The sequence below is a fragment of the Kitasatospora sp. NA04385 genome, from assembly GCF_013364235.1.
Taxonomy (GTDB): domain Bacteria; phylum Actinomycetota; class Actinomycetes; order Streptomycetales; family Streptomycetaceae; genus Kitasatospora.
Window position 1 is genome coordinate 57,373 of the sequence record NZ_CP054919.1, and the last position, 16,084, is coordinate 73,456.

Annotated in this window: 15 protein-coding genes; 10 read left to right on the plus strand and 5 right to left on the minus strand. The window is 74.3% G+C overall.

What is annotated here, in order from left to right; genetic code table 11:
- Nucleotides 1–411 carry a hypothetical protein gene (locus tag HUT16_RS00290; protein ID WP_176184269.1) on the plus strand — a complete coding sequence of 137 codons (411 nt, stop codon included), beginning with the start codon at nucleotides 1–3 and terminating at the stop codon, nucleotides 409–411.
- Here the strand turns inward: HUT16_RS00290 and HUT16_RS00295 are convergent.
- Nucleotides 383–1,249: an S-methyl-5'-thioadenosine phosphorylase gene (locus HUT16_RS00295; protein ID WP_176184271.1), complete on the minus strand. Its 867-nt coding sequence runs from the start codon at nucleotides 1,247–1,249 to the stop codon at nucleotides 383–385. The two genes, HUT16_RS00290 and HUT16_RS00295, sit on opposite strands and share 29 nt — an antisense overlap.
- 406 nt (nucleotides 1,250–1,655) lie before the next feature.
- Here HUT16_RS00295 and HUT16_RS00300 point away from each other — a divergent pair, with 406 nt between their 5' ends.
- Nucleotides 1,656–2,414 carry an alpha/beta fold hydrolase gene (locus tag HUT16_RS00300; protein ID WP_176184273.1) on the plus strand — a complete coding sequence of 253 codons (759 nt, stop codon included), beginning with the start codon at nucleotides 1,656–1,658 and terminating at the stop codon, nucleotides 2,412–2,414.
- Between the two features lie 144 nt (nucleotides 2,415–2,558).
- On the plus strand, nucleotides 2,559–3,101 hold the full coding sequence (locus HUT16_RS00305) for a GNAT family N-acetyltransferase (protein ID WP_176184275.1): 543 nt from the start codon (nucleotides 2,559–2,561) through the stop codon (nucleotides 3,099–3,101).
- 56 nt (nucleotides 3,102–3,157) lie between these two features.
- On the opposite strand, the gene HUT16_RS00310 is transcribed toward HUT16_RS00305, so the two are convergent.
- From HUT16_RS00310 to HUT16_RS00320, 3 genes are all read right to left on the minus strand, one after another.
- A complete protein-coding gene (locus tag HUT16_RS00310) occupies nucleotides 3,158–4,294 on the minus strand; it encodes a hypothetical protein (RefSeq protein WP_176184277.1) in 1,137 nt (378 codons plus the stop codon).
- Nucleotides 4,295–4,373: 79 nt separating this feature from the next.
- Entirely contained in the window at nucleotides 4,374–5,591 is a 1,218-nt protein-coding gene (locus HUT16_RS00315; protein ID WP_176184279.1) for a serine hydrolase, read from the minus strand.
- Nucleotides 5,592–5,722: 131 nt separating this feature from the next.
- Complete coding sequence (locus HUT16_RS00320; protein WP_176184281.1) at nucleotides 5,723–6,208, minus strand: carboxymuconolactone decarboxylase family protein; 486 nt, start codon at nucleotides 6,206–6,208, stop codon at nucleotides 5,723–5,725.
- A gap of 119 nt (nucleotides 6,209–6,327) precedes the next feature.
- Between HUT16_RS00320 and HUT16_RS00325 the strand changes: the two genes are divergently transcribed.
- A complete protein-coding gene (locus HUT16_RS00325; RefSeq protein WP_176184283.1) occupies nucleotides 6,328–7,269 on the plus strand; it encodes a pirin family protein in 942 nt (313 codons plus the stop codon).
- 969 nt (nucleotides 7,270–8,238) lie between these two features.
- Nucleotides 8,239–8,814 carry a restriction endonuclease gene (locus tag HUT16_RS00330; RefSeq protein WP_176184285.1) on the plus strand — a complete coding sequence of 192 codons (576 nt, stop codon included), beginning with the start codon at nucleotides 8,239–8,241 and terminating at the stop codon, nucleotides 8,812–8,814.
- A gap of 214 nt (nucleotides 8,815–9,028) precedes the next feature.
- Here HUT16_RS00330 and HUT16_RS00335 read toward each other — a convergent pair whose 3' ends face one another.
- Complete coding sequence (locus tag HUT16_RS00335; RefSeq protein ID WP_176184287.1) at nucleotides 9,029–10,066, minus strand: LacI family DNA-binding transcriptional regulator; 1,038 nt, start codon at nucleotides 10,064–10,066, stop codon at nucleotides 9,029–9,031.
- Nucleotides 10,067–10,379: 313 nt separating this feature from the next.
- Here HUT16_RS00335 and HUT16_RS00340 point away from each other — a divergent pair, with 313 nt between their 5' ends.
- The 5 genes from HUT16_RS00340 (at nucleotide 10,380) to HUT16_RS00360 (ending at nucleotide 16,065) form a co-directional block, all read left to right on the plus strand.
- Nucleotides 10,380–11,555, plus strand: coding sequence for a Gfo/Idh/MocA family protein (locus tag HUT16_RS00340; protein ID WP_176184289.1), 1,176 nt, complete (start codon nucleotides 10,380–10,382; stop codon nucleotides 11,553–11,555).
- A 35-nt stretch (nucleotides 11,556–11,590) separates the two neighbouring features.
- Nucleotides 11,591–12,700: a dihydrodipicolinate synthase family protein gene (locus tag HUT16_RS00345; protein WP_254898197.1), complete on the plus strand. Its 1,110-nt coding sequence runs from the start codon at nucleotides 11,591–11,593 to the stop codon at nucleotides 12,698–12,700.
- Nucleotides 12,697–13,578, plus strand: coding sequence for a sugar phosphate isomerase/epimerase (locus HUT16_RS00350; protein WP_254897560.1), 882 nt, complete (start codon nucleotides 12,697–12,699; stop codon nucleotides 13,576–13,578). The genes HUT16_RS00345 and HUT16_RS00350 overlap by 4 nt, the downstream gene beginning before the upstream one ends.
- Before the next feature lie 186 nt (nucleotides 13,579–13,764).
- The gene (locus HUT16_RS00355) at nucleotides 13,765–14,868 is read left to right on the plus strand and encodes a glycerate kinase (RefSeq protein ID WP_176184293.1); all 1,104 of its coding nucleotides are present in this window, start codon (nucleotides 13,765–13,767) and stop codon (nucleotides 14,866–14,868) included.
- Between the two features lie 318 nt (nucleotides 14,869–15,186).
- Nucleotides 15,187–16,065: a heparin lyase I family protein gene (locus HUT16_RS00360; RefSeq protein WP_176184295.1), complete on the plus strand. Its 879-nt coding sequence runs from the start codon at nucleotides 15,187–15,189 to the stop codon at nucleotides 16,063–16,065.
- The last annotated feature ends 19 nt before the right edge of the window (nucleotides 16,066–16,084 follow it).

Sequence of the window (16,084 nt, forward strand, 5' to 3'; positions counted from 1 at the left end):
GTGCGGATCCTGCGCGGCGCGCTGCTGTTCGGCGGTCTCGCCCTGCTCGGCTGCGGCCTGGTGGGCCTGCTGACCGACCCGTACGTCACCGGCCCGTTCGGCGTCCTGCTGTGGGCGGCGGGGCTGGTGGTGCTGCACGACGGCCTGTGGCTGCCGCTGGTGTGCGCGCTCGGCGCGGCCGCGACGGGGCGGCCGGTGCTGCGCGGCTGGCTGGTGGTCGCGGCGGCGGTGGGCGCGGTGGCCGTCCCGGCGGTGCTGCGGGCCGGGGACGACCACGGCAACGCGACCCTGCTGCCGCTGCCCTACCTGCGCAACTGGCTGCTGTTCCTGGCGGTGAGCGCCGCCGCGGCGGCGCTCACCGCCCTCGTCCGCCGGGCCGCCGTCAGGAGGGCACCCCGGCGAGACCGGTGACGAGCCCGTCCAGGGCGTGGGAGCAGGTGCAGTCGCGGGTGGCGGGCAGTGATTCCAGGGCCCTGAACAGGACGGTGCGCAGGCGGTCGACGTTGCGGGCGAAGACGTCCAGCACCTCGGCGTGGGTGACGCCCTCGCCGCTCTCCACGCCCGCGTCGAGGTCGGTGACCAGGGCCAGGGAGGTGTAACACAGGCCCAGTTCACGGGCCAGGACGGCCTCGGGGTGGCCGGTCATCCCGACCGCGGACCAGCCGCTGGCGGTGAACCAGCGCGACTCCGCCCGGGTGGAGAAGCGCGGACCCTCGATCACCACCAGCGTCCCACCGTCCACCGCCTCCCACGCCAGGCCCCGGGCGGCGGCCAGCACCGCACCACGCCCCCGGGGGCAGTACGGGTCGGCCATCGAGACGTGCACCACCTCGGGCACCGACCCGTCCGGCAGGATCCGCCCGTCGTAGTACGTCTGCACCCGCCCCGAAGTCCGGTCCACGAACTGGTCGGGCACCAGCAGCGTCCCCGGCCCGTACTCGGGACGCAGCCCGCCCACCGCACACGGCCCCAGCACCTGCCGCACACCCAGCGCGTGCAGAGCCCACAGATTCGCCCGGTAGTTGATCCGGTGCGGCGGCAACCGGTGCCCCCGCCCATGACGCGGCAGGAAAGCCACCCGCCTCCCCGCCACCTCCCCCACGAACACCGCATCCGACGGCGGCCCGTACGGAGTCTCCACCCGCACCTCCACCACCTCGTCGAGCAGGGCGTACAGACCCGACCCCCCGATCACACCGAGCTCGGCGGTCGGGGTGCCGTCGGTACGGGGCGGGTGGACGTCGGCCATGGCTCTCCCTCGGCTCTGGCGGTCGGGCCGCGGTCCCGACCCCGGCCCCGACCGGCCCCGGACGGGACTGGTGGGGCGGGTGGGTCTAATGGGGCGGGTCCGCGGTGCGCGGGTCCGGTGCGTGGACGGACCGGTCCGGCCGCACACCGTGGGCGCGTTCCCACCTTACGAGCAGTCAGCACCCCTGACGCGCACCGGTCGTCGCGGTGCGCCGCCCGCCCGCCGCCCGCCCGCCCGCCCGCCCGCCACCCGCCTGCCCACCGCCCGGCTGCCGCTCTCCCGCCGTCGGATCTCCCCCCGTCGGACGGGGGTGCCCGCGTACAGTGGCGTTTCGGCCGGTGGGTGCGGCGGACGGGCCGCCGTGAACGGCTGGGGCATGTGAACGACTACGGCAGAGGACAGTGCGATGGGCGGTCCGGTGGCGGTGCACTCGAGCGGTGAGGTGGCGGGGACGCACCGGCCGTTGGCCTGGCGGGTGCTGCCGCCCTCGCCGGACGCGGCGGTGCTGGTGCTGCACGGGGGCAGGGAGATCGGGACGGAGCCGCCTCCGCTGCTGAACCTGCCGGGCCTGCGGATGCGGCCGTTCGCGAAGGAGGTGGAGCGCGAGGCGGCGGAGGTGGACGGCCGGTCGCTGGCGGTGGGCACGGTGCGCTACCGGTGCCGGGGGTGGAACGGTGTCCGGGCGGACGCGGCCCGTGACGCGGAGGCGGCGCTGTCCGATCTGGCCGAACAGTTGGGGCCGGTGCCGACCGTACTGATCGGGCACTCGATGGGCGGCCGGGCGGCGCTGCGGGCTGCGGCCCACCCCTGCGTGCTGGGCGTGGTGGCGTTGGCACCGTGGTGCCCCCGGGACGAGCCGACCGCGCACCTGCGCGGCCGCTCGGTGGTGATGCTGCACGGCGACCGGGACAAGGTCACCACGCCCGGGGACACCGACCTGTTCGCGCTGCAGGCCCGCGACCACGGTGCGCGGGTGGCCGGTTACCGGGTGCTGGGCAGCGGTCACACTCTGATGCGGCGGGCCGGCGACTGGCACCACGGCGCCGCCGCCCTGGCCCTGGCCCTGCTCGGCATGGGCCCGTTGCCCGAGGAGGCCGAGGCCGCGCTGGCCCTTCAGGGCCGGGATCCGGACGGCCTGCACATCCCGCTCGGCGGCCGCCACTGAGCGGTGCGGCCCGTCGGGCGACGGGCGGGTGACCGTCCGGTGACAGGTGGTGCGGATCAGGCTTCCGGCTCGCCTCGGGCGGGTAGGGGGCGCACACTCCGGTGGAGGGAGACGTCCGCCAATCGACTGAGGGAGGACCCGCCCATGGCGATCAGCCTGACCACTGATCGGCTCGTCGTCCGGGACTGGACACCGGACGACGCCGAGGACGCACTGGCCGTGTACGGCTCCACGGACGTCGCCCGCTGGCTGACGCCCGTGATGGACCAGGTCACCGATGCCGAGGCGATGCGTTCGGTGCTGCAGCGCTGGGAACGGGAGCAGGCCGGACTGCTGCCGCCGCGCGGGCGGTGGGCGGTGGAGCGGGCCGAGGACGGGAAGGTGATCGGCGGTCTGGGTATCCGGCCGCTGCCGCCCTATGACGAGGACCTCGAGATCACCTGGCAGCTCTCCCCGGGGGCCTGGGGCCAGGGCTATGCGACGGAGGCGGGCCTGGCGCTGCTGCGCTGGGTGTTCACCCAGGACATCGAGGAGGTCTTCGCGGTGGCCCGGCCCAAGAACGACCGGGCGCACGCGGTGGCGAAGCGGCTGGGGATGCGCTGGGTCGGCGAGACCACCAAGTACTACGACCTCAATCTCCAGGTGTACCGGATCCGCCCGGCCGACCTGCCCGAGAACCGCCCGTGACCGCAACCGTAGTCACGGCCACGGCCACGTCCACGTCCGTCCCCGGCGCCCGCCCGCTACCCGGGCGGGCGCCGGTCGATCAGCGGGTGCAGGTGGACGGGCCCGGCCTCCCGGGCTGACGGCAGGTCGGCTGCGTACCGGGCAACGAGGGCGAGCCCGGCGGGCGGCAGCCACGACTCGGCCCGGCCGTCGGGGCCGGAACCACCGGGTCCCGGACCGTCCACGGCTTCGGCTTCGGCGGCCTCGACGGCGTCGACGGTTTCGGCGTCGAGCAGGACGAGAAGTTGGTGAGGGGTCGGGCGCAGGGCCGGGTCGGGGTCGAGGCAGCGGGCCAGGGCGGGCAGCACCTCGCCGGGGACGTCCGCGAGGTCGGGCCGCCCGTCCGTGGTGCGCCGCCGGACGGCCCGGGCGTCCTCGGTTCCCGGGCCGTGCCCCGGCCGGTCGTCTCCCGGCCGGGAAGAACCCACCTGTGGGTGTCCCGCCCAGGAGGGCGCGGCCCAGGAAGGTGCGGCCCAGGAAGGCGCGGCCCAGGAGTGCCCCGTCCAGGGGTGGCGGCCCTGGGCCGCGGTGGCGAGCAGCGCGCCGAGGGCGAACACGTCGCTGGGCGGGCCGGTTTCGGCGGGTCGTTCGAGTTGCTCGGGCGAGGCGTACCCGAGTGCGCCGGTGGCGCCGTCCGGGCCGGGGACGGGCGGGAGGCCGAAGCCGGTCAGTCTGGGGCCGGACGCGGTGACCAGCACCCGGGCGGGTTCGAGGCCGGCGTGGACCAGGCCGACGGCGTGTCCGGCGGCCAGCGCCCGGGCGAGGCCGGCGCCCAGGCGGCGGACGGTGGCAACGGGCAGCGGGCCGGTGGTGCGCAGCAGTTCGGCCAGGTCCGGGGCGGGGGTGTACGCGGTGGCGAGCCAGGGCCGTTCGGCGTCGGGGTCGGCGTCCAGCACCGGGACGGTCCAGGAACCGTCGAGGCGCCGGGCGTCCCGGGCCTGCCGGGCGAAGCGGCGCCGGGCAGCGGCGTCCGGGGCCTGTGCGGGGTGCAGTTCCTCGACCACCACCAGCAAGCCGTCGGCGGCACGGCACAGGTGCAGCCGCCCCGCACCACCGGCGACCCCGCCGACGATCCCGTCGGCCCCGCCACCCGCTCCGCCGTCACACCCGCCGCCGGGTGCTCTCAGCACCCGGTACGGTCCGATCTCCCGCATGTCCGGGCCCCTCCCCCGTGGTCTTGTCAGGACGAGGGGAGGGACGAACGGCGGGCGGGGGCGGGTTCCCGACCTGGGGTTATTTCTCGGCGGGCAGCTCGTACACGTGGCCGGGGGTGGCGATCGAGGTGATCGCCTCGGCGAACAGGGTGGAGGGCTCGTTGCCCTCGTGGATGATGTCGGTGTTCAGCAGGATCACCAGGGTGGCGTCCTGCTCGGGCAGGTAGACGGTGACGCTCTCGTACCCGGGCAGCGAGCCGTTGTGGCCGACCCAGCCGCCGACCCGGAACAGGCCGAGTCCGTACCCGGCGCCGTCGCCGAAGCCCGGGACGGGCAGGAACTTCTCGCGCTCGGCCTGGGTGGCGGGGCTGAGCAGGGTGCCGGTGGCCAGCGTCTTCGCCCAGCGGTGCAGGTCGTGCAGGTCGGAGATCATCGCACCGGCGGCCCAGCCCCAGGACGGGTTCCAGTGGGTGGCGTCGGTGACGGAACCGTCCAGCGTCTGGTCGGTGTAGCCGTGCGCGTAGGGGCGGGGCAGTTCGGCGGCGCGCGGGAAGAGGGTGTGGTTCAGGTGGGCGGGCTCGGTGACGTTGCGGTGGATGAAGTCGCGCAGCGGCAGCCGGCCGAGCTTCTCGACCAGCAGGCCGAGCAGCACGGTGTTGGTGTTCGAGTACTGGTAGTCGGTGCCGGGCGGGAAGACGTTGGCGTGCTTGAAGGCGTACGCGAGCAGTTCCTGCGGGGTGAAGGGCCGGTTCGGGTCACTGAGCAGGGCGTGCACGAAGTCGTCGTCGAAGGTGTAGGAGTACAGTCCGCTGCGCATCTCGGCGAGTTGGCGGATCGTGATGTGCCAGCCGTCGGGGACGCCGTCGAGGTACTTGGCGATCGGGTCGTCGAGGCCGACCAGGCCGCGGTCGACGAGTTCGAGCACGGCGGTGACGGTGAAGGTCTTGGTCTCGCTGCCGATCCGCATCCGGAGGTCGGGCGTCATCGGCTGCCCGGTGGCCTTGTCGGCGACGCCGTCCGCGTGGACGTACGTGCCGCGCCCGGGCATCCAGAGTCCGACGATCACCCCGGGTGTGCCGGTCTGCTGGCGCACGTCGGCGATCGCGGCGTCCAGCCGGGCGGCGAGGGCCGGGTCGAGCGGGCAGTCCTCGTCCGCCGGTTGGTGCACGGGGCGGTGCGCGGGCTGCACGGCCGGGCGGGCGAACGGGGCGCCGGAGGCGGCGGCCGGGACGGCGGGGACGAGGGCGCTCAGGGCGAGCAGGGCGACGGCGAGTCGCCGGGCGCGGGGACGGCGCATGACGGGCATCTCTTCCGGAAGGAGGGTGGACCTGTTCCGCACAGGTCACCACCCGGACGCCCCCGCCGAGCCGCGTCCGCCCCTCCGGACACCGCGATTCCACCCGTGCGGCGGGTCGGCCGCCCGGGGCGTCAGCGGGCCGGGCGGACGGGGTGCTTGCTCAGGATCGACACCCGGTTGAACGCGTTGATGGCGATCGCCACCCAGATGACCGCCGAGATCTGCCGATCGTCGAAGACCTGCCGGGCCTGCGCGTACCCCGCCTCCTGCGCGGCCGCGTCGGCGGGGTGGGTGGTCGCCTCGGCCAGCGCGAGGGCGGCGCGCTCGCGGGCGTCGAACACGGCGGCGTCCCGCCACGCGGCCAGCACGCCGAGCCGCTGCGCGCTCTCGCCCTCCTTGAGCGCGGCCTTGGTGTGCACGTCCAGGCAGTAGGCGCAGCCGTTGAGTTGCGAGACGCGCAGGTTGACCAGCTCGACCAGGCGGCGGTCGAGTCCGGCGTCGGCGGCGGCCTGCCGGACGGCCTCGGCGGTGCCCAGCATGGCGCGGAACGCTTGCGGGGTCTGCTTGTCGACGTAGACCCGGCCCGCCGGGGCCGCCACCTCGATCACCTCGGACACCTGGACTCTCCTCCGCTGCGCGATGCTGTTTGTCGGACGCTCGGATCCATGATAGTTGAAGATGAAACGATTTGTTGGTCGTGTTCGCCGGACCTCGGCGACACGGGAGGGAGCACCCGATGGACACCCCTGTGCGCACCGGTGAGAACGGCACGGCCGAAGTCCTGCCCCCGCGCGACGTCCCGCTCGGCGGCCCGCGCGCGATGACCGTCCGGCGCACCCTCCCCCAGCGCGAGCGCACCCTGATCGGCGCCTGGTGCTTCGTCGACCACTACGGCCCCGACGACGTCGCCGCCACCGGCGGCATGGACGTCGCCCCGCACCCGCACATCGGCCTGCAGACCGTCAGTTGGCTGTTCAGCGGCGAGATCGAGCACCGCGACAGCCTCGGCGTGCACGCCTTCGTCCGGCCCGGCGAGCTCAACCTCATGACGGCCGGTCAGGGCATCGCGCACTCCGAGACCTCCACCGCCGCCACCACCGTCCTGCACGGCGTCCAGCTCTGGGTCGCCCTCCCCGCCGCCCACCGGCACACCGCCCGCGACTTCCACCACCACGTCCCCGCGCCCGTCCCGCTCCCCGGCGGCGGCGAGGCCCGGGTCTTCCTCGGCACCCTGGCCGGCGACACCTCGCCCGTCCCCACCTTCACCCCCCTCCTCGGCGCCGAACTCACCCTCCCCGCCGGCGCCACCACCACCCTGGACGTCGACCCCGCCTTCGAACACGGCCTCCTCGTCGACCAGGGCGACATCCTCTTCGCCGGCACCCCCCTGCACCCCGCCGACCTCGGCCACCTCCCGCCCGGCCGCACCACCCTCACCCTCACCAACCCCGCCACCACCCCGGCCCGCCTGGTCCTGCTCGGCGGGCCGCCCTTCGGCGAGGACATCGTCATGTGGTGGAACTTCATCGGCCGCACCGGCGAGGAGATCGTCCAGGCCCGGCTGGAGTGGGAGCAGCAGAGCGACCGGTTCGGCGAAGTCCACGGCTACCCGGGCGACCGCCTGCCCGCGCCGGAGCTGCCGAACGTCACCCTCAGGGCGCGCGGAAACCGCGACTGACCTGCGGAAAAGCATGGCCGGGGTGGTCACATCCGCTGGAGCGAGACTGGCGCTCCACGACCGCCTCCGGCAAGGGATCCAGCACCGGCGAACGTCATCGGCAAGGGCCTCGACGGCAGTCGCGGCCGGCCTGCCGGTTCCCACCTTCGGGCATGTTTTGCAGGGTCTGGGCGGATGGATGCTGACCTTTTGCTGACTTTCCTGATCACCCGTCAGCTTCCGGCGAAGCCCTGTCAGCCCAGGTGGCAGAGGCGAAGGAAGGCCGGCTGGGCCGGCGTACGGGCGATCGAGCCCACAACCCACCGGCCATGCGAGCAAGACCGTTCCTCGCACTCCGAGATGACCGGCCGATTGGGACGTCCCCGAATGCCCGGGAAGAACGTAGGCGAGGGTCGATCCATCGGCGACCGGCCTATCCGTCCGGCCGCTTTTTCGCGCAGGCGTGGGAGCATCCACAGGAGCATGCGTCCAGTCGATCAGGCCGGAGCGCTCAACTCGACCGAGCGCTCCGGTACCTGTATGTCCTGCAGCGAAGACACCCTGGCTCCGCCTCTCCCGAAAACGCACACGATCTCGAGGGCCCGCTCCGTGGGGATCCCGTCCCATCCACAGCGCCACCAAGGCCAACGGCCATCTACCTCCGAGCCCCCACCAGCTACCGAAGGACGGTCACCACCGCGGCGGGGCAAAGCCGAGAGAGCTGGTAACGGTCCTCCCGCAGCGGCCGGCCCGCGGGTTCCCAACCCTTCAGGGTTGATGACGGCCAGCGGGTAAAGCCGCAGGTCAGAACTTGTCCCCGCCACCTTGTGATGAAGCTTTCCGCAGGAACTCTCCGTTAATGCATCAGCGCCGCTCAGACCCTACCGCAGCGCCCCACCAACCCGGCTTGCACCCGACAAGGCGGATGCACAGCCACCGACCGAAGCCGCAGTACCCAGCACGACCAGCAGCAGGCCGAGCCGCGCGGCCATGAAATCGCTGCTGTGCTCGACGAGTTGGAGGCGGCGCTGCCTGCGCAACCTCGGCGCGGTGGTCTCCCGGCATCCGTACGATCTGGGGCCCGTGCCGCCAGTCGTCGACTTCGACCCGGCCCGGTTCAAGATCGCGGCGGAGGGCGCCGCCGTCGGCCCGCTCGGCAGCCGCCCGGACCTGCCGCAGATGGACCTGTTCGCGTTCGAGCGCCTGGTGCGCGAACTGTTCACTGCCATGGGCCACGAGACCTGGCACACCCGGAACTCCCGCGACGACGGCGATGGCGACGGCAACGGCCTCGACACCGTCACCGTCCGGCGCGACCCGGCGGGCGTCACTGTGATCGCCGTCCAGGCCAAACAGACGAAGAACGTCGTCAGCCCCGACGTCGCCCGGGCCCTGTTCGGCACCCTCCAGGACAATCAGGCCGCCTGCGGTGTCCTCGTCACCACCTCCTGGTACGACAAGTCCAACCAAAGGATCGCGCACCGCAACGGCCGGCACCTCGACCTGATCGACGGCCGCAAGCTGAGAAAGCCCTGCTCCCGGAACACCGCGGCATCGACGCCCTGATCGGCCTCCCGAAGCTCCCACCGGGCCGACAGCCGAGCGACCTCTCCTGACGGCGCAGCCTGGAGCTGCTCACCCGCACACCCTCCGCCCCCTCGATCAGCCAGCACGCACACACGAGCGGGAGGGCATCACCGCTGGACGCGCAACTCCCGCCGCGACTGCCGACCGCTGCGACCCGCCGACGCCGGGCCCTCACCCCGTCGGTGCCGGGCCGTCACCCCGTCGCCGGGGCCGCCGTGCTGTCACGGAGCACCACCTCGGCGAACGCCTCGGCCTGCTGGGCCTCCGGGCCGCTCTCGCGCAGGGCGAGGCGCACGGCGGACTCGCCCATCGCGGTCAGCGGCAGCCGGACGGTGCTCAGCGCCGGGGCGAGGTCGGTGGCCAGCGGAATGTCGTCGAAGCCCGCGACGGAGACCTCGCCGGGGACGGAGACGCCCCGGGCGCGGAGTTCGGCGAGGGCCCCGGCGGCGCAGATGTCGGAGAGGGCGAGCACCGCGGTGGGGCGGGGGGCACCGTTCCCACCGGCCGCCTCCAGGATGCGCGCCATCGCCGCCCGCCCGCCCTCGCGGGTGAACTCCGCACGCTGGAGCATCCCCTCGGGGAGCTCCAGCCCCGTTTCGTGCAGCGCCTCCAGGACGCCGTCCAGCCGGTCGCCGGCCACCCGCATCCGCTGCGGGCCGGTGATCACCGCGAAGCGGCGGTGGCCCAGTTGCACCAGGGAGTGGGCCAGCGAGGCGGCGCCCTCCCGGTTGTGGACGTGCACGGTGTCGTACAGCGGGCCGTGGTCGCTGATCGCCACCACTCTTCCGCCCTGCGCCTGGTAGGCCGCCAGCGCCTCGTCCAGCCGCTGGACCACGTCGACGTCGCCGTACGCCGACCCGGCGAGCACGATCGCGCGCGCCCGGTGGGCGTGCAGCATCCGGATCGCCTCCAGCTCCCGCCGGGGGTCGCCGTCGGTGCTGGTCACCAGGGTCAGCAGCCCGGCCCGGGCGGCGGCGTCCCCGACGCCCCGGGCGATGCCGCCGAAGTACGGGTCGGCGACGTCGTGCAGCAGCACGCCGACCGTCGTGCCCGTGGAGCGGGCCAGCGCCTGGGCGGGCGCGTTGGGGAGGTAGCCGAGCGCCCGGGCGCTCGCCCGGACCCGCGTCGACAGCTCCTCGGTCACCGAGCGGGCCGAGCCGTTCAGGGCCCGCGAAGCGGTAGCGAGCGAGACGCCGGCGTGCCGCGCCACGTCCCCGAGGGTGACTGCCACTGATGGTCCTCGCTTCCTGGCCGGGCACCGGCCCCGGCCGCCGGAGGATCAGGCTACCGCCTGCCCGGCACGCCTTGACCGGAGCCGGACCGCCCCCTAACCTCAGCCATGGAAAGCGCTTTCCAGACCCTCGGCGCTTGGCGGGAAAGCGCTTTCCATCACCGTGGAAAGCCACTCCGCCAACCACACGGCACACCGCCGGAGGAAGCAGAGAGAGCGCTCTCCCGCGAGTCGTCCGCGACTCCCCCGGTCGGCGGGGCGGACCGTCACCGCCCCGCCACCGCCTCCCCACCACCGAGACGAGGAACCACGCATGTCCCGCAGAGTCATCGGCATCGTCATGAACGGTGTCACCGGCCGGATGGGCTACCGCCAGCACCTGGTGCGCTCGATCCTGGCCATCCGCGCGCAGGGCGGCCTGCCGCTCGGCGACGGCGAGGTGCTGTGGCCCGAGCCGATCCTGGTCGGCCGCAGCGCGCACAAGCTCAAGCAACTCGCCGACCAGCACGGCCTGGAGCACTGGACCACCTCGCTCGACGAGGCGCTCGCCCACCCGCTCGCGGAGATCTACTTCGACGCCCAGCTGACCCAGGTCCGCGAGCAGGCGATCCGCAAGGCCATCGCCGCCGGGAAGCACGTCTACACCGAGAAGCCGACCGCCGAGTCCCTGGACGCGGCCCTGGAGCTGGCCCGGCTGGCCCGCGCGGCCGGGGTGTGCAACGGCGCGGTGCAGGACAAGCTGTTCCTGCCCGGCCTGCTCAAGCTGAAGCGGCTGGTCGACAGCGGCTTCTTCGGCCGCATCCTGTCGGTGCGCGGCGAGTTCGGCTACTGGGTCTTCGAGGGCGACTGGCAGGAGGCGCAGCGCCCGTCGTGGAACTACCGCGCCGAGGACGGCGGCGGCATGATCCTCGACATGTTCCCGCACTGGCGGTACGTGCTGGACGGCGTCATCGCCCCGGTCCGTTCCGTCTACGCGCACACCGCCACCCACATCCCGCAGCGGGTCGACGAGCAGGGCCGGGCGTACGCGGCGACGGCGGACGACGCCGCCTACGGGGTGTTCGAGCTGGAGGGCGGGATCGTCGCCCAGGTCAACTCCTCCTGGGCGGTGCGCGTCGACCGGGACGAACTGGTGGAGTTCCAGGTGGACGGCACCGAGGGCAGCGCGGTCGCCGGGCTGCGCAACTGCCGCTTCCAGCACCGCGCCGCCACGCCCAAGCCGGTGTGGAACCCGGACCTGCCGGTCACCGAGCCCTTCCGCGCGCAGTGGCAGCAGGTGCCGGACAACGCCGAGTTCGACAACGGCTTCAAGGCGCAGTGGGAGCTGTTCCTCCGGCACGTGGTGACGGGTTCGCCGTACCAGTGGGACCTGCTGGAGGGCGCCAAGGGCGTGCAGCTCGCCGAACTCGGCCTGCGCTCCGCCCGCGAGGGCCGCCGCCTCGACGTCCCGGCCCTGGAGCTGGACGCCCCCGCCGGGGAGGTCCGGTGACCGAGCTGCAGTTGCCCGGCACCGGCACGTACCGCCTGCGCGAGCCCGTCGCGTTCGACCTGCCCGCGGGCGCACCGGTCTCTCGGACCGTCTTCGCCGCCGCCCACGTGGTGGCCGATCCGCTGGGCGGCAACGCCCCCGGCGCGCCCGCGGCCGTGGACTGGGAGGCCACCCTCGCCTTCCGCCACCACCTGTGGTCGCTGGGCCTGGGCGTCGCCGACGCGATGGACACCGCCCAGCGCGGCATGGGCCTGGACTGGGCCGCCACCGCGGAACTGATCCGCCGCTCGGGCGCCGAGGCCCGGGCGGTCGGCGGGCGGCTGGCCTGCGGGGCCGGAACCGACCAGCTCCCCGCCGGTCCGGCCTCGTCGGACGACGTGGCCGCCGCCTACGAGGAGCAGCTGGCGGTGGTGGAGGAGGCCGGCGCGCAGCCGATCCTGATGGCCAGCCGGGCGCTGGCCGCGTCGGCGCGCGGGCCGGAGGACTACCTCCGGGTGTACGGACGGCTGGTCGGACAGGCGCGGCAGCCGGTGGTCCTGCACTGGCTGGGCGAGATGTTCGACCCGGCGCTGTCCGACTACTGGGGCTCGAACGACCTCGACGCGGCCGCGAAGACGGTGCTGGAGCTGATCCGGGACAACCCCGGGCGGATCGACGGCATCAAGGTGTCGCTGCTGGACGCCGGGCGCGAGGTCGCGCTGCGGCGGGCGCTCCCGGCCGGGGTGAAGCTGTACACGGGCGACGACTTCCACTACCCGGAGCTGATCCGGGGCGACGAACTCGGCTACAGCCACGCCCTGTTGGGTGTCTTCGACCCGATCGCGCCGATCGCCGCGGCGGCCCTGCGCGCGTTGGACGCGGGCGACCTGGCGCGCTACGACGCGCTGCTCGCGCCGACCGTCCCGCTGGCGCGGCACCTGTTCGCCGCACCGACCTTCCACTACAAGACCGGCGTGGTCTTCCTGGCCTGGCTGGCCGGCCACCAGGAGCACTTCACCATGGTCGCGGGCGCGCAGAGCGGCCGTTCGGTGAGCCATCTGGTGGAGCTGTTCCGGCTCGCCGACGCGGCAGGGGTGTGGGGCGATCCGGAGCGGGCCGCGGCCCGGATGCGGGAGTTCCTGGCAGTGGCGGGGGTGCGGGCGTGAGCGCGGAGCGGGGCGTGCAGACGGAGCGGGGCGTGCGGGCGGCCGAGGGCTGCGAGCGGCTGTCGCTGAACCAGATCACCACCAAGGGGTGGACGCTGGAGGAGGCGGTGCGCGGCTGTGCGGCGGCCGGGATACCGGCGATCGGCCTGTGGCGGGACAAGGTCGCCGAGACCGGCCCGGCGCGGGCGGCGAAGCTGTGCCGGGACGCGGGTCTGGCGGTGAGCAGCCTGTGCCGGGGCGGGTTCCTGACGGCCGGGGACGAGGCGGCGCGGCGCTCGGCATTCGCGGACAACCTGGCGGCGATCGAGGAGGCGGCCGAGCTCGGCACCGACACCCTGGTGCTGGTGGTCGGCGGTCTGCCGCCCGGCAGTCGGGACTTGGTCGGCGCGCGCCGCCAGGTCGCCGACATGATCGGCGAACTGACGCCGCACGCGGGCGACTTCGGCGTCCGGTTGGCGATCGAGCCGCTGCACCCGATGTTCTGCGCGGACCGCGCCGTGGTCTCCACCCTCGGTCAGGCCCTCGACCTGGCCGAGCCGCACCCGGCCGAGCAGGTCGGCGTGGTGGTGGACAGCTACCACGTGTGGTGGGACCCGGAGTTGGAGCGCCAGCTGGCACGGGCCGGGGCGGGCGGCCGGATCGCCGCCTACCAGGTGTGCGACTGGACGCTGCCGCTCCCGGCGGACGCGCTGCTGGGCCGCGGGCACGTCGGCGACGGCCACATCGACTTCGGGTGGCTGACCGACCGGGTGGCCGGGGCCGGTTACACCGGCTGGATCGAGGTCGAGCTGTTCAACGAGCCGGTGTGGAACACCCCCGGCGCACAGACCCTGGAGACGGTGAAGCAGCGCCACCGGGCGCACGTCGCCGGAGTCTGACCGGGCGGCCGCGGCGGACCGGCGCGGCCGGTGGCCTGCGGCGGGCGTGGCCGCCTCAGGCCGCCCCGCGTTCCTTCCCCGCCCCGGACGGGGCGGGGCATCGGGCAGGACGGGGCATCGGACGGGGCGGGGCATCGGACGGGCGGACGCTGGAACCGTGGGAGCGAGCAGGATGGAGACAGGCTGATGCGGGTAGTGGTGGCACCGGACTCGTTCAAGGGCACGATCGACGCCGCGGAGGCGGCCGACGCGCTGGCCGCCGGCTGGCGTTCGGTGCGCGCGGCGGACGAGGTGCGGTGCCTGCCGATGGCGGACGGCGGCGAGGGCACGCTCGCCGCCGTCGTCTCGGCGAGCGAGGGCGCCCGGCTGTTCGACGTGCCGGGCGTGAGCGGGCCGGACGGGCGGCCGGTGCCGGGGCGGTTCGCCCTGCTGCCGGACGGAACCGCGGTGGTGGAGCTCGCGGTCGCGAGCGGACTTCCCCTGTTGGGCGAGGAGTTGTGCCCGCTGACCGCCACCACCCGGGGCACCGGCGAGAGCATCGCGGCGGCCCTGGACGCCGGGGCCCGGCGACTGCTGGTGGGCCTCGGCGGCTCCGCGTCGACCGACGGCGGCTACGGCCTGCTGGCCGCGCTCGGCGCGCGCCTGCGCGACGGTGCGGGCCGGGCGCTCGACGACGGTCCGGCCGGTCTCGACCGGGCGTTGGCCGAGGCGCGGGTGCTCGACCGCTCGGCCCTGCGGGCAGCGCCGCCCGGCGGGGTGGTGCTGCTGACCGATGTGGCCGATCCGCTGCTCGGCGAGCACGGCGCCGCGGCCGCGTACGGCCCGCAGAAGGGCGCCGACGCGTACGAAGTCACCCTGCTGGAACGGCGGTTGGCTCGACTGGCCGAGTTGCTGGGCGGCGAGCCGTCCGCACCGGGCGCGGGCGCGGCCGGCGGCACCGGATACGGCCTGGCGGCCGGCTGGGGGGCGGTGGTCGAGCCCGGGGCCGCGGCGGTGGCGCGGCTGCTGAGCCTGCCGGAGGCGGTGGGGGCGGCCGATCTGGTGATCACCGGGGAAGGGCGGTTCGACGCGACCAGCCTGCGGGGGAAGGCGGTCGGCGAGGTGGTGCGGCTGGCGTCGGCGGCCGATGTCCCGTCGACGGTGGTGGCGGGTACGGCGGACGCCCCGGGGGTGCTGACGCTCTCCGCCCTGGCCGGCTCGTCAGCCGCCGCCCGCCGTGACCCGGCGCGCTGGCTGCACCGGGCCGGGGCCGCCCTGGCCGCGCGCCACGGCGCCTCGGGGCGTTCCTGACCTCCCGCCCGCGCCCGCACCGGTCCGGCCCTCCCACTGCGGAGCGTCGGACCGTCGGCGTTTCCGGACCCGGCAGCGGCCCGGCAGCGGTGCGGCAGCGGCCCGACAACGGCCCCGGCAGCGGCCCGGCAGCGCTGCGTGGACGACTCGGCAGGCCGTCGGGAGAGGGGAGGCCGGGGGCACCAACCCCACGGTTCGGCAAACTTCCGCCAACAGCCTTTCGATATCACATGAAACATGTCAGCATACTCGACATCAAAAGTCGCCAAACACGGCTCAAGTGATGTCGTTTGGTTCCACAGGCTCCGAAGGAGCGACATGGTCGGACTTCGCAAGGCATCGATCCCCCTGCTCGTGGCCACGCTGCTGGTACCCGCCCTGGCCGCCCGGGCCCAGGCCCAGGCCCGGGCCCAGCTCCCGGCCGGTTCCGCCCCGGCGTCCGGCTGCGCGGGGCTCGGGACCCGTCCGGGCCCGGCGCTGCTGGACGTGGACTACGAGAGCGGGACGCTCGACTCGGGCGTCCCTGGCCTGACCACCACCCACGCGAGCGCGCCGGACGCCTCCGCCGTCGTACGCCCGGGCCGCCGGAGCTCGTACGCGGTGGAGCACCGGGTGACCCTCGACGACCCGGGCTACGTCTCCGACGGCGCCCCCCGCAGCGAGAGCGCCACGGACCTGCTGCCGAACGGGACGTTCCGCCCGGGCGACAGCGAGCGCTACGAGTTCAGCGCGCAGCTGCGGGACTGGCAGCCGTACCGGCCGGGCGACAGCACGACCGGCGACATCTTCTTCCAGGGCAAGTACGGCGGCGGCCAGCCGCCGGCCTTCTACCTGATGGCCAAGCGCAACGCGGTGGCGTTCCGCTCGCCGCAGCTGGACTTCCAGGAGACGGTCGTGGCCGACTTCCAGCCCTACGTCGACCGGTGGATGGACTTCCGGGTGGACGTGCGCTGGGCCGCGGACGACACCGGCTGCTTCCGGGTCTCGGTGCGGCTCCCCGGGCAGTGCGACTACCGGCAGGTCGTCGCACTGGACGGGGTCGCCACCTGGAAGCCGAGCGCCCCGGCCGACCACGGTTACCTCAAGTGGGGCCTGTACCGGCCCTCGGAGTCGTTGGCGGCCGGTGACGTCCCCACCCGCACCGTCCGGCACGACGACATCCGCATCCTTCCGCTTCCCGACACCGACCCCAAGTAGCAGCACCACCCCCACGAGG